We start from the raw sequence: 13,175 nt of genomic DNA on the forward strand, positions 1-13,175 counted from the left end.
TTTACTTCAGGCAGCTCACGTACTGGTTTGACAGCTGAGTCAGGAAGTTCCCGTAGCTGTCTTTCCCCAGTGCGATGCCGGTGCCCAGCGGGTCCAGCGTTCCAGAACGCACTTTGGTCCCCTTGGCAACCGCATTGATTACGGCTGGCCTGAATTGTGGCTCAGCAAAAACGCAGACTGCTTTCTGCTCAACCAACTGTGTTCGAATTTGGTGTAAGCGCTGTGCTCCAGGCTGGATTTCGGGATTAACGGTGAAATGGCCCAATGGGCTCAACCCGAAATGTTTCTCAAAATAGCCGTAAGCATCATGAAAAACAAAATATCCCCTACCTTGCACAGGCTTAAGCATGTTACCAACATTTTTGTCAGTTTGCGTCAGCAGATTCTCGAACTGGCGCAGGTTTGCGTCTAATTTGTCCTTATTTTGTGGCATAAGTTCCAATAACCTGTCGTGAATCGCGATCGCGGTCACTTTTGCCACCTCCGGAGACAGCCAAACGTGCATGTTATACTCGCCGTGATGGTGTCCATCGTCCCCGGCATGATCGGCATGATTATGCGCATCGGCTGCATGATCATGGTCGTGCTCATGGTCGTGTTCGTCGTCTTCACCCTTCATCAGCAGAGGTTTCACCCCACTCAATTCGCTGATGGCAAGTTGGCGGTTAGCCGCCACTGAGGTTAAGGGTTTGGTCAGAAAAGCCTCCATATCCGGCCCCACCCACACCACCAGATCGGCGGCGCGCAGACGCTGGATATCGGAAGGCCGCAGCGCGAAATCGTGTGGTGATGCACCCGCCGGCAACAGCACCTCGGTCGGCGTCACGCCGTCGGCTATTGCCGCAGCGATAAAACCGACCGGGCGAATCGAGGTCACCACCGCCGCAGAGGCGCTGCTCAGGGGCCCGGCCATCATCAATGCGGTTGCCAGCAGCGTGCGCTGCAGCCATTTATTTTTCTGTGCCATTCTCAGTTATCCCGTCGTTTTCATCAGCGAGGCGTGATATTATAACATTCGGTTAGTTCTGCAAAATGTAATCATGAGATGTCCACACTGACAACGCTAAAAAATATCTCCGTCTCCTTTGGTAACCGCAAGGTGCTGTCGAATATTTCGCTCAGCCTTCAGCCGGGCCGTATTCTGACGCTGCTCGGCCCTAATGGTGCGGGCAAATCCACGCTGGTGCGAGTGGTGCTGGGCCTGGTTGCGCCCACCGAAGGAACACTGGTGCGTGAGCCTGGCCTGCGCATTGGTTACGTGCCGCAAAAATTGCACCTCGACGCCACTCTGCCGCTTACCGTCAGCCGCTTTATGCGCCTGAAGCCCGGCGTCAAAAAGGCCGATATTCTGCCTGCGCTGAAACGCGTGCAAGCGGCCCACCTGCTCGATCAACCCATGCAAAAACTCTCCGGCGGTGAAAACCAGCGCGTATTGCTGGCCCGTGCGCTGCTGAACAAGCCACAACTGCTGGTGCTGGATGAGCCGACCCAGGGGGTAGACGTCAACGGCCAACTGGCGCTGTACGATCTGATCGACCAACTGCGTAAAGAGTTGGGCTGTGCGGTATTGATGGTGTCCCATGACCTGCACCTGGTGATGGCAAAAACCGATGAAGTGCTGTGCCTCAACCAACACATCTGCTGTTCCGGCGCACCGGAAGTGGTCTCGATGCATCCTGAATTTATCGCCATGTTCGGTAACCGCGGTGCGGAACAGCTGGCGGTCTATCGTCACCACCATAATCACCGTCACGACCTGCAAGGACGAATTGTGTTGAAGAATACCGGGGGCCGTGAGGCATGATCGAACTGTTATTACCCGGCTGGCTGGCCGGCGTGTTGTTGGCCTGTGCCGCCGGTCCGCTCGGCTCATTTGTGGTCTGGCGTCGTATGTCCTATTTCGGCGATACCCTGGCGCACGCTTCATTGTTAGGCGTGGCGTTCGGCCTGCTGCTGGACGTGAACCCCTTCTATGCGGTGATTGCCGTAACGCTGGTCCTGGCGCTGGTGTTGGTGTGGCTGGAGCGTCGCCCGCAGCTTTCCGTTGATACTCTGCTCGGCATTATGGCGCACAGCGCACTTTCATTGGGGCTGGTCGTGGTCGCGCTGATGTCCAACGTGCGGGTCGATCTGATGGCCTATCTGTTTGGCGATTTGCTGTCAGTCACCCTCACCGATATCTGGATGATTGGCATTGGGGTCACAGCCGTGCTGCTGATCCTGTGGTGGCAGTGGCGTAATCTGCTGTCGATGACCGTCAGCCCTGAGCTGGCACACGTTGACGGCGTTAATCTGGTGCGCGCACGTACCGTGTTGATGCTGGTGACCGCCCTGACCATTGGCCTGGCGATGAAATTCGTCGGTGCGCTGATCATCACTTCACTGTTGATTATTCCTGCGGCGACTGCACGTCGCTTCGCTCGCACGCCGGAGCAAATGGCGGGATATGCGGTGTTGGTGGGCGTGCTGGCCGTAACCGGCGGGTTAACCTTCTCGGCCTTCTACGATACCCCGGCTGGCCCATCAGTAGTCTTAAGCGCCGCAGTGCTGTTTGTTTTGAGCTTATCCAAAAAGCAGCAGGCCTGATTTCAGGCTGCTACAGATGTACAAAGGGCCGCAACGCGGCCCTTTTTTGATGCTGACGGTTATCCAATACTTACTCTTCGCGCACCATGCCAAAGTGTTTATAGGCATGATTGGTAGCCATGCGTCCGCGCGGCGTGCGTTGGATAAAGCCTTGCTGGATCAGGAAGGGTTCGATAACGTCCTCGATAGTTTCCCGCTCCTCGCCTATCGCGGCTGCCAGGTTATCCAGACCCACCGGCCCGCCAGTGAACTTGTCGATAATCGCCAGTAGCAGCTTGCGGTCCATGTAGTCGAAACCTTCGGCATCAACGTTCAGCATATCCAGCGCCTGCATCGCCACTTCACCATTGATCACCCCATTGGCACGGACTTCGGCAAAGTCACGCACCCGACGCAGTAAGCGGTTGGCAATACGCGGAGTCCCACGTGCGCGGCGAGCCACTTGATGGGCCCCCTCTTCCGACAGATCCAGTCCCAGGCAATTGGCGCTGCGTGAAACGATATGCTGCAAATCGGCGACCTGATAAAACTCCAGACGCTGCACAATGCCAAAGCGGTCACGCAGTGGCGAGGTCAGTGAGCCGGCGCGGGTGGTTGCGCCCACCAGCGTGAACGGCGGCAAATCGAGTTTGATCGAGCGTGCGGCCGGGCCTTCGCCGATCATGATATCCAGCTGATAATCTTCCATCGCCGGATACAGCACTTCTTCTACTACCGGAGAGAGACGGTGGATTTCATCGATAAACAAAACGTCGTGAGGTTCGAGGTTGGTCAGCATCGCGGCCAGATCGCCCGCCTTTTCCAATACCGGCCCGGAAGTGGTGCGCAGGTTAACGCCCATTTCATTGGCAACGATGTTGGCCAGCGTGGTTTTACCCAACCCTGGTGGACCGAAGATCAGTAAATGGTCCAGCGCGTCGCCACGCTGCTTGGCCGCCTGAATAAAGATTTCCATCTGCTCGCGGACATGCGGCTGACCAACGTATTCTGTCAGCAGCTTCGGCCGAATGGCGCGATCAAGAAATTCTTCTTCATTGATCGGTTCGGCAGAAATCAGGCGATCGGCTTCAATCATTATCTACCCCTTATTGACGCTTACAGCGCGGCGCGTAACGCGTCACGGATCAGGGTTTCGCAATCGGCGCCCGGTTTGGCGATTTTGCTGACCATGCGGCTGGCTTCTTGCGGTTTGTAGCCCAGGGCCACCAGCGCAGAGGCCGCTTCGGCTTCCGCATCCATTTCGGCAGCTTGTGCTGCGGTGGGGAGCGTGATTTCACTGCTGTTGTTGAACAGATCGCCATTAAGCCCTTTGAAGCGGTCTTTCATTTCCACCACCAGACGCTCAGCGGTTTTCTTGCCAACCCCAGGCAATTTCACCAGCGTGGTGATCTCTTCACGCTCTACCGCACTGACAAACTGTTGCGCTGACATGCCGGACAAAATAGCCAGCGCCAGCTTTGGCCCTACGCCGTTGACTTTGATCAACTCGCGGAACAACGCACGCTCTTGTTTATCATTAAAGCCGTACAGCAGTTGTGCATCTTCGCGCACCACAAATTGGGTAAACACGATAGCCTCTTGCCCCAGTTCCGGCAGCTCATAAAAGCAGGTCATCGGCATATGCACTTCATAGCCCACGCCGTTTGCCTCCAGTAATACCAGTGGTGGCTGCTTTTCCAGAATATTTCCTCTGAGACGACCTATCATTTACCCTCCTGCAGAATTCATGAGCATGACCTGCTGCCATGCCGTGCTGGTAAAGCTTATAACATAAAAAAGGCTGGATGAATATCCAGCCCAAGTGATCACTGATTAAACCCTACTTTAAACGTCCCCGCGCCAGGCTCAATCGCCCTTCGCTCATCCGCAGCACGTTTTGGCTGAGATGGCAGTGGGTGATGGCGATGGCCAACGCATCGGCGGCGTCAGCCTGGGGATTGGCCGACAGTTTAAGCAAGGAGCGCACCATATGCTGCACCTGCGCTTTTTCCGCCGCGCCGGTACCGACCACCGTTTGCTTCACCTGGCGAGCCGCATATTCAAACACTTCCAGATCCTGGTTCACGGCAGCGACAATCGCCACGCCGCGCGCCTGCCCAAGCTTGAGCGCCGAATCCGGATTCTTCGCCATAAACACCTGTTCGATGGCGAAAAAGTCCGGTTTAAACTGGGTGATGATTTCGCTAACGCCCGCATAAATCAACTTCAAACGCGTCGGCATATCATCCACCACGGTGCGGATACAGCCGCTGGCAATATAGGTCAACTGGCGGCCCTGCTGGCGAATAAGGCCATAACCGGTGACGCGCGATCCGGGATCGATACCGAGAATGATCGTCATCCCTACACCCACCTTGCGTTAAGCATTAACTTCGCCAGGCGCTGCCACAAAGCAGCGCCGTACTTCAACCCGATTACAGCGTCGCTGCAACTTCGTCGGAGATCTCACCGTTGTGGTAAACCTCCTGCACATCGTCACAGTCTTCCAGCATGTCGATCAGGCGCAACAGCTTAGGCGCGGTTTCCTCATCCATATCGGCCTTGGTCGATGGGATCATGGAAACTTCTGCCGAGTCGGCGGTAAAACCGGCTGCGGTCAGCGCGTCTTTCACTTCGCCGAGGTTTTCCCAGCCGGTGAATACGTCGATCACACCGTCGTCGTAGCTGACGATATCTTCAGCACCGGCTTCCAGTGCCGCTTCCATCACCACGTCTTCATCCAGGCCCGGTGCGTAAGTGATTACGCCCTTCTTGGTGAACAGGTAAGCCACGGAGCCGTCGGTGCCGAGGTTACCGCCGCACTTGGTGAAGGCATGACGCACTTCGGCCACGGTACGGTTACGGTTGTCACTCAGGCATTCGATCATCACGGCAGTGCCGCCTGGACCGTAGCCTTCATAGATGATGGTTTCCATGTTGGAATCATCATCGCCACCCACGCCGCGCGCAATGGCACGGTTCAGGGTGTCACGCGTCATGTTGTTGGACAGCGCTTTGTCGATCGCCGCACGCAGACGCGGGTTAGCCCCCGGGTCGCCACCGCCCAGTTTCGCGGCAGTCACCAGCTCGCGAATAATTTTGGTGAAAATTTTACCGCGCTTGGAATCCTGCGCTGCTTTACGGTGCTTTGTGTTGGCCCACTTACTATGACCTGCCATAAAAAATCTCCGAAAAAAATTACTGGACTGAATTAATCACAAACTCTTCAATCGCCTGCTGATTGCTCCAGGACTTGGTCAACTTCACGGCTTGTGCCGCCTCAAGCCACTGGTAGGCGTGATGCTCGGTAATCACCGGATCGCGCTCTTCAGGCAAAGCCAGACAGAACCAGTGCTCTTTATTGCGCGTGGTTCCCGGGGCATAGCGATGTCGCAAATGGACAAAGAGTTCAAACTCCACACAGCGCTGGCAATCGAACAACGGCAGATTCTCTGCTTCGATATCGATGCCGACTTCTTCCATGACCTCACGCCGTGCGGCATGCGGCGGCGACTCATCCTCCTCCAGGCTGCCGGTCACCGACTGCCAGAATTCAGTATCATCGCGCCGCTGTAACATCAGCACCCGGCCACTGGAGATGGCATAAATCACTACCAGAATTGACTCGGGTCGCTTGTAGTTCATCACTCGCTCTCTTGTTCAGAGGCTTTCTTCACCACACAAATCCCCAACTCCTGCAACGACGCCGGGTTGGCGAAGCTCGGCGCTTCGGTCATCAGACAGGCCGCAGCGGTGGTTTTCGGGAAGGCGATGACGTCACGAATGTTGTCGGTACCGGTCAGCAGCATCACCAGACGGTCCAGGCCGAAAGCCAGGCCGGCGTGTGGTGGGGTACCGTACTTCAAGGCGTCCAACAGGAAGCCAAACTTCTCGCGCTGTTCGTGTTCGTTAATCCCAAGGATGCTGAACACCGTTTGCTGCATTTCGCTGCGGTGAATACGCACCGAACCGCCACCCACTTCGTAACCGTTGATGACCATGTCATAAGCGTTGGCAATGGCGGTGGTTGGCGCAGTTTTCAGCTCTTCCGGGCTCATGTCGCGCGGTGCGGTAAACGGATGGTGCATCGCCGCCAGACCGCCTTCGCCGTCTTCTTCGAACATCGGGAAGTCGATCACCCACAGCGGTGCCCAGCTGTCGAGTTTGGTCAGTTGCAAGTCACGACCCAGCTTCAGACGCAGCGCGCCCATCGCATCGGTCACAATCTTGAAGCTGTCGGCACCGAAGAACAGAATGTCGCCAGACTGCGCGTTGGTGCGCGCCAGGATCGCTTCCAGCACTTCCGCGCTGAGGAATTTGGCGATCGGGCTCTGTACGCCTTCCATGCCGGCGGCGCGGTCATTGACCTTCAGCCATGCCAGGCCTTTAGCGCCATAGATATTAACGAAAGCACCGTACTCGTCGATCAGCTTACGGGTCAGCTGTGCGCCGCCCGGAACGCAGATCGCGGCAACGCGGCCTTTGGCATCGTTAGCCGGGCCGGAGAACACTTTAAACTCTACGTCTTTCACCAGATCGGCAACGTCCACCAGTTCCAGCGGGTTACGCAGGTCGGGTTTGTCGGAGCCGTAACGGCGCATGGCTTCTTCGAAGGTCATGATCGGGAAATCGCCCAGATCTACCTTCTTCACGTCCAGCCACAGTTCACGCGCCAGTTTCTCCATCACTTCACGCACCTGTTCGGCAGTCATGAAGGAGGTTTCCACGTCGATCTGGGTAAATTCAGGCTGACGGTCGGCACGCAAATCTTCGTCGCGGAAGCATTTGACGACCTGGTAGTAACGATCAAAACCGGACATCATCAGCAACTGCTTGAACAGCTGTGGTGACTGCGGCAACGCGTAGAATTTGCCTTTATGTACGCGGCTCGGTACCAGGTAGTCACGAGCGCCTTCAGGCGTGGCTTTGGTCAGCATCGGCGTTTCGATGTCGAGGAAGCCATGGCTATCCATAAAGCGGCGCACGAAGCTGGTGATCTTGGCGCGGGTTTTCAGACGGTCAGCCATTTCAGGGCGACGCAGATCCAGGTAGCGATATTTCAGGCGCGCTTCTTCGCTGTTGACCTGGTTGGAGTCCAGCGGCAATGGCTCGGAGCGGTTGATGATCTCCAGAGCATGGGCGAACACTTCCACTTCGCCGGTCGCCATATCTTTATTGATCTGGCTGTCCGGACGGGCACGCACGGTGCCGACGATCTGGATGCAGAATTCATTGCGCAGGTCATATGCCTTATCGAACGCAACCTTTTGGTCCGGATCGAAGAACACCTGCACGATGCCTTCGCGGTCGCGCATATCAATAAAGATCAGGCCGCCCAGATCGCGACGACGGTTGACCCAACCACACAAAGTGACTTCCTGGCCCACGTGAGACAGATTCAACTGCCCGCAATATTCAGTACGCATACGCTATCCTTTTGGCTTAAGCCGATGCCGCGCGGGCTTTTGGCACCTGCCACACGGCTGTTTTCTGATGAACTCTATTTATTACCCGGTTTGGCGTCTGATGCATACCAACCGGTGCCCTTTAACTGGAAACCGGTGGAAGAAATCAGCTTGGTTAACGCGGGCTGCCCACACGCCGGACAATCTGTCAGCGGCGCATCGGAAAATTTTTGCAGTTTCTCTAATCGAAGGCTGCAAGCACCACATGCATATTCATAAATCGGCATAGGTCGTTGGAGTAAAGTGTGTTGAAAAAAGGCGATCATTATAAAGGAAATTCATGCGCCAGATAAGTGCGAACACAGCTTTGTTGCAGCACTAAATGACCTGTTTTTGTCCGAAATAACACATTGCTTAACAAATTTCTCATTAACCCGTGACGCTTTTTTCACGTAGCCTGAATCCACGCTTGTTTGGCGCGTCACTTCAGTTGCGCGTATTTCATCCACCCCGTAACGAGATCTTCCCATGTTAAAACTTGATGCTCAAACCACAGCTTTGGTATTGATTGATTTGCAAAAGGGTATTCTGCCTTACGCCGGCGGGCCTCACAGCGCCGAGAGCGTGGTGGCCAACGGAGCGCAACTGGCGGCACACTTTCGCTCACTGGGCGCACCGGTGATCCTGGTGCGCGTCGGTTGGTCAGAGACCTTTGCCGAAGCGCTGAAACAACCGGTGGATCAACCTTCCCCAGCCGGTGAGTTGCCTGCCAACTGGTGGGAATTCCCTGAATCGCTGGCGGTTAACGACGGCGACATTCTGGTGACCAAACGCCAATGGGGCGCATTTTACGGTACCGACCTTGATCTGCAACTGCGTCGTCGCGGCATTAAATCCGTCGTGCTGGGGGGGATTGCCACCAACATTGGCGTGGAATCAACCGCCCGCGCTGCCTGGGAGCACGGCTACGAGTTGGCGATCGCCGAAGACCTGTGCAGCGCACCTAACGCTGAAATGCACCAGTTCGCTTTCGACAACATCTTCCCGCGTCTGGCGCGCGTTCGCAGCACCCGCGAAATTCTTGCCGCCCTCAGCAAGTAACGTTAAGTTGTAAGGGCGCGGCATACTGCGCCCGCGTTTGACTGACAGGGAAAATTAAGGAAGATGCCAGCTTGATGTATATCGGACTCCCACAGTGGCAACACCCGGCCTGGAACCGTATCGGGCTGCGCGATCTGGCGGATTACAGCCGCTACTTTAACTGCGTGGAAGGCAATACCACCTTCTACGCGTTACCTAAACTGGAGATCGTTCAGCGCTGGCGCGACATGACCACTGATGATTTTCGCTTCTGTTTCAAATTCCCCGCCACCATCAGCCATAAGGCCGCACTACGCAACTGTGATGCCGATCTACAGGCGTTCTACCACTGTCTGAGCCCGGTGCATCAGCGCATCGGCCAGCTTTGGCTGCAACTGCCTGCCGCGTTTGGCCCGGCGGAATTACCGGCGATGTGGCAATTCTTTGATGCCTTGCCGAAAGAGTTCACCTACGGGGTGGAAGTTCGTCACCCGTCGTTTTTCGCCAAAGGTGAAGAGGAACGGCTGTTAAATCAGGGGTTGCATCAGCGCGGCATCAATCGGGTGATCCTCGACAGTCGCCCGGTGCATCACGCCGTCCCCAACAGTGCAGCGGTTCGTGATGCTCAGCAGAAAAAACCCAAACTGCCGGTGCATGCGCTGGTCACCGCCAACAATCCGCTGGTGCGTTTTATCGGTGGCGATGTGTTGCAAGATAACCTGCGCTGGTTTGATGCCTGGCAACAAAAACTGCCTGCCTGGCAATCACAGCATCAGCCTTTCCTGTTTATCCATACGCCAGATAACGGCGATTCCCCCCAGCAGGCACAGAAAATTTGGCAGCAACTGCGTCAGGCTATTCCGAATTTACCGCCCCCACCAGACTGGCCCGAGCAGGATGCACTGTTTTGACCTATTAATCTGACCAATAACATCAGATTTTTCCTCGCGACAGTGAATGCAATGGCGGCTATGATGCTGGCTGCCAGTTTTGGTTAGGGAATGGAGTTAAAAATGGTAAGCGCGCTTTATGTCGTGCTCGGCGCACTGTTGTTGATCAAACTATCTTATGACGTGGTTAGGCTAAGGATGCAATACCGTGTCGCTTACGGAGACGGCGGCTTTTACGAGCTACAAACCGCCATCCGCGTTCACGGCAATGCCGTAGAATACATTCCTATCGCCGCCGTTTTGCTGGTGATCATGGAGATGAACGGCGCTGAAGTGTGGATGATCCATATTTGTGGCCTGATGTTGATGGCCGGCCGTCTGGTGCATTATTACGGTTTACGCAATCGTGAAGTCCGCTGGCGTCGTTCCGGCATGACTGCCACCTACCTTTCGTTGGTGTTAATGGTGCTGGCCAATATTTTCTATCTGCCGTGGGATATTATTTTCAGCCTTCATTGATCCCCGCACGACCTCAGGCGGTTACGCCGCCTGCTTCCGCTGCTCTTTCTTGCCATTTTCTGTTAGCATATGCGCCTTCGAATTCTGAACTGATTTGCCGCCATGCCAAACCGCGATACTCTTTTTTCTGCCCCAATCGCCAAACTGGGCGACTGGACCTTCGACGAACGCGTCGCTGAAGTGTTCCCTGACATGATCCAGCGTTCCGTTCCCGGCTATTCCAATATCATTTCGATGATTGGCATGCTGGCCGAACGTTTCGTTCAGCCCGACAGCCAGGTCTATGACCTCGGATGTTCACTGGGCGCAGCAACGCTGTCGATGCGAAGGAATATCAAGGTGGCCGGGTGCAACATCATTGCCGTAGACAATTCCCCGGCGATGGTGGAACGCTGCCGCCGCCATATTGACGCCTTCCGCGCCGACACCCCGGTAGAAGTGATCGAGGCCGATATCCTCGATATCAACATCGAAAACGCCTCCATGGTGGTGCTTAACTTCACCCTGCAATTCCTCGAGCCGGCCGATCGCCTGCGCCTGCTGGAACAGGTTTACCGCGGGCTGCGTCCGGGTGGCGCGCTGGTGTTGTCGGAGAAATTCAGCTTTGAAGATACCGATGTCGGTGAGTTGCTGTTCAACATGCATCACGATTTCAAACGCGCCAACGGCTACAGCGAACTGGAAATCAGCCAAAAGCGCAGCATGCTGGAAAACGTCATGCTGACCGACTCCGTTGCCGCCCACAAGACCCGTCTGAAACAGGCCGGTTTTGAACATGCGGAAGTTTGGTTCCAGTGTTTTAACTTCGGTTCACTGATCGCCCTGAAATCAGGAGCTGCAGCATGATTGAGTTCGGTGATTTTTATCAGCGCATCGCGAAAAGCAACCTCAGCCACTGGCTGGATACTCTGCCCGCGCAGCTCAGCGCCTGGCAGCGAGAATCGCTGCACGGCAAGTTCAAACAGTGGTTTAACTCGGTTGAACACCTGCCGGCGCTGACGCCGACCCGCCTCGACCTGTTGGACGGCGTGCGTACCGAAATGGACCCACCGCTGTCACCGGGCCAGTTGGAAGGTATCGAAAAAATGCTGCGCACCATGATGCCGTGGCGTAAAGGGCCGTTCTCTTTGTATGGCATCGATATCGACACTGAATGGCATTCCGACTGGAAATGGGATCGCGTTTTACCACACATTTCACCGCTGGCCGGTCGTACTATTCTCGATGTCGGCTGCGGCAGCGGCTATCACCTGTGGCGCATGCTTGGCGCGGGTGCGCAGTTGGCGGTGGGCATCGACCCGATGCAGCTGTTCCTGTGTCAGTTCGAAGCGGTGCGTAAACTGCTGGGCGGCGATCAGCGCGCTCACCTGTTGCCACTCGGCATTGAACAACTGCCTGAACTGGCTGCCTTCGATACGGTATTTTCGATGGGCGTGCTGTATCACCGTCGCTCGCCGCTGGATCATCTGTACCAGTTGAAAAACCAGTTGGTTAACGAAGGCGAATTGGTATTGGAAACCCTGGTGATAGAAGGCGACCGTAATCAGGTCCTGGTGCCAGGCGACCGCTATGCGCAAATGCGTAACGTCTACTTTATTCCGTCAGCCGAAGCGCTGAAATGCTGGCTGGAGAAGTGCGGGTTCGTCGACGTGAAGATTGCCGACATGTGTGTGACCAGCACCGAAGAACAGCGCCGCACCGATTGGATGACCAGTGAGTCACTGGCCGAGTTCCTCGACCCTAACGACCCTGGCAAAACCATCGAAGGTTACCCCGCCCCGCTGCGTGCCGTGCTGGTGGCCCGGAAGCCTTAAGGCACAAAACAATCATCCCCGCTGGATTTGCATTCAACGGGGATGATGTTGTCAGTCAGTAAAGGGTTTGGCTAGGCGCTTTGCGCCAGCGGATCAACCAGCGCCAGCGAGTTTTTCATCGCCTCAACCATTTCACCATCCACGCAATAATGACTAAACTCATCAAACTCACTGTCTGAACACATGGTCACACCGGCTTTACGATAGCGCATGGTCGAAGGCACCGCATGACCGGATGAGCTGTGCAGTTCCTGAATGCCGATATCAACAAACTTATGCAGATTGCTCAGCCGCACACCGGCACCCGCCATAATCATCGGCCCCTCACTGGCCTGCAGCAGGTCACGTAGCAAGGGTAAACCCAGTTCTGCGTTTTGCTGTTGGCCGGAGGTCAGTATCCGCGCGACACCCAACTGAGTCAGTTGATCGAGCGCGACCATCGGGTTCTGGCACATGTCAAAAGCACGATGAAAAGTCACCGCCATATTGCCACTCAACCGCATCACTTCGCGCATGCGAGGCAGATCGATATGCCCTTCTTCATCCAGCATGCCAACCACCACACCGGCAAAACCCATATCGCGGATCTGTGCAATATCATGCTTGATTACGTCGAAATCCACCGCACCGTAGCAAAAATCTCCGCCACGTGGGCGAATGATAGGATGCACCGGCACGCTGACTCTGTCGCGCGCCAGGCGTAATGAGCCGTAGCTGGGTGTCAAACCGCCCTCACTCGGGCTGGCACACAATTCTATGCGATCGGCACCTGCCCGCTCAGCCGTCAGCGCGCAATCGACGCTATAGCAGCAAACTTCCAGTTTAATCATTGTCACCCCCAGATGACGGCTAACCTGCGACGGCAATTGTTAATTTTTCCATTTATCTCGTAGGCTGATACA

16 protein-coding genes are annotated in these 13,175 nt (G+C 55.6%); 7 read left to right on the plus strand and 9 right to left on the minus strand.

Annotated elements, in window-relative coordinates; all coding sequences use genetic code 11:
- Position 1: 1 nt before the first annotated feature.
- Entirely contained in the window at positions 2-967 is a 966-nt protein-coding gene (znuA, locus tag BEI65_RS16515) for a zinc ABC transporter substrate-binding protein ZnuA (protein WP_099064264.1), read from the minus strand.
- Between the two features lie 78 nt (positions 968-1,045).
- Here znuA and znuC point away from each other — a divergent pair, with 78 nt between their 5' ends.
- The gene (gene znuC / locus BEI65_RS16520; RefSeq protein WP_099064265.1) at positions 1,046-1,804 is read left to right on the plus strand and encodes a zinc ABC transporter ATP-binding protein ZnuC; all 759 of its coding nucleotides are present in this window, start codon (positions 1,046-1,048) and stop codon (positions 1,802-1,804) included.
- Positions 1,801-2,586, plus strand: a complete 786-nt coding sequence (gene znuB, locus BEI65_RS16525) for a zinc ABC transporter permease subunit ZnuB (RefSeq protein ID WP_099064266.1) — start codon at positions 1,801-1,803, stop codon at positions 2,584-2,586. The genes znuC and znuB overlap by 4 nt, the downstream gene beginning before the upstream one ends.
- A gap of 70 nt (positions 2,587-2,656) precedes the next feature.
- Here the strand turns inward: znuB and ruvB are convergent, their stop codons facing one another.
- From ruvB to BEI65_RS16560, 7 genes are all read right to left on the minus strand, one after another.
- On the minus strand, positions 2,657-3,661 hold the full coding sequence (ruvB, locus tag BEI65_RS16530; protein ID WP_099064267.1) for a Holliday junction branch migration DNA helicase RuvB: 1,005 nt from the start codon (positions 3,659-3,661) through the stop codon (positions 2,657-2,659).
- Between the two features lie 20 nt (positions 3,662-3,681).
- A complete protein-coding gene (gene ruvA, locus BEI65_RS16535; protein ID WP_099064268.1) occupies positions 3,682-4,293 on the minus strand; it encodes a Holliday junction branch migration protein RuvA in 612 nt (203 codons plus the stop codon).
- Positions 4,294-4,405: 112 nt separating this feature from the next.
- A complete protein-coding gene (gene ruvC, locus BEI65_RS16540) occupies positions 4,406-4,927 on the minus strand; it encodes a crossover junction endodeoxyribonuclease RuvC (protein ID WP_085117154.1) in 522 nt (173 codons plus the stop codon).
- A 73-nt stretch (positions 4,928-5,000) separates the two neighbouring features.
- Positions 5,001-5,744, minus strand: coding sequence for a YebC/PmpR family DNA-binding transcriptional regulator (locus BEI65_RS16545; RefSeq protein WP_099064269.1), 744 nt, complete (start codon positions 5,742-5,744; stop codon positions 5,001-5,003).
- 19 nt (positions 5,745-5,763) lie between these two features.
- Positions 5,764-6,210 (minus strand): dihydroneopterin triphosphate diphosphatase, encoded by a 447-nt coding sequence (gene nudB / locus BEI65_RS16550; RefSeq protein WP_099064270.1) that lies wholly within the window; start codon positions 6,208-6,210, stop codon positions 5,764-5,766.
- A complete protein-coding gene (gene aspS / locus BEI65_RS16555; protein ID WP_099064271.1) occupies positions 6,210-7,991 on the minus strand; it encodes an aspartate--tRNA ligase in 1,782 nt (593 codons plus the stop codon). The genes nudB and aspS overlap by 1 nt, the downstream gene beginning before the upstream one ends.
- A gap of 74 nt (positions 7,992-8,065) precedes the next feature.
- On the minus strand, positions 8,066-8,296 hold the full coding sequence (locus BEI65_RS16560) for a zinc ribbon domain-containing protein (protein ID WP_332871787.1): 231 nt from the start codon (positions 8,294-8,296) through the stop codon (positions 8,066-8,068).
- 202 nt (positions 8,297-8,498) lie between these two features.
- On the opposite strand from BEI65_RS16560, the gene BEI65_RS16565 reads away from it, so the two are divergent.
- The 5 genes from BEI65_RS16565 to cmoB all read left to right on the plus strand — a co-directional run bounded on the left by BEI65_RS16565 (position 8,499) and on the right by cmoB (position 12,273).
- Positions 8,499-9,071 (plus strand): hydrolase, encoded by a 573-nt coding sequence (locus BEI65_RS16565; protein WP_099064272.1) that lies wholly within the window; start codon positions 8,499-8,501, stop codon positions 9,069-9,071.
- A gap of 74 nt (positions 9,072-9,145) precedes the next feature.
- A complete protein-coding gene (locus tag BEI65_RS16570) occupies positions 9,146-9,961 on the plus strand; it encodes a DUF72 domain-containing protein (RefSeq protein ID WP_099064273.1) in 816 nt (271 codons plus the stop codon).
- Positions 9,962-10,063: 102 nt separating this feature from the next.
- Complete coding sequence (locus BEI65_RS16575) at positions 10,064-10,459, plus strand: MAPEG family protein (protein WP_099064274.1); 396 nt, start codon at positions 10,064-10,066, stop codon at positions 10,457-10,459.
- 102 nt (positions 10,460-10,561) lie between these two features.
- The gene (gene cmoA, locus BEI65_RS16580; RefSeq protein ID WP_099064275.1) at positions 10,562-11,305 is read left to right on the plus strand and encodes a carboxy-S-adenosyl-L-methionine synthase CmoA; all 744 of its coding nucleotides are present in this window, start codon (positions 10,562-10,564) and stop codon (positions 11,303-11,305) included.
- On the plus strand, positions 11,302-12,273 hold the full coding sequence (gene cmoB / locus BEI65_RS16585) for a tRNA 5-methoxyuridine(34)/uridine 5-oxyacetic acid(34) synthase CmoB (RefSeq protein ID WP_099064276.1): 972 nt from the start codon (positions 11,302-11,304) through the stop codon (positions 12,271-12,273). The genes cmoA and cmoB overlap by 4 nt, the downstream gene beginning before the upstream one ends.
- 71 nt (positions 12,274-12,344) lie before the next feature.
- Here the strand turns inward: cmoB and cutC are convergent, their stop codons facing one another.
- Positions 12,345-13,103, minus strand: coding sequence for a copper homeostasis protein CutC (cutC, locus tag BEI65_RS16590; protein WP_099064277.1), 759 nt, complete (start codon positions 13,101-13,103; stop codon positions 12,345-12,347).
- Between the last annotated feature and the right edge of the window lie 72 nt (positions 13,104-13,175).

It is taken from the genome of Serratia sp. BW106 (genome assembly GCF_002607755.1).
Classification (GTDB): Bacteria; Pseudomonadota; Gammaproteobacteria; order Enterobacterales; family Enterobacteriaceae; genus Serratia; species Serratia proteamaculans.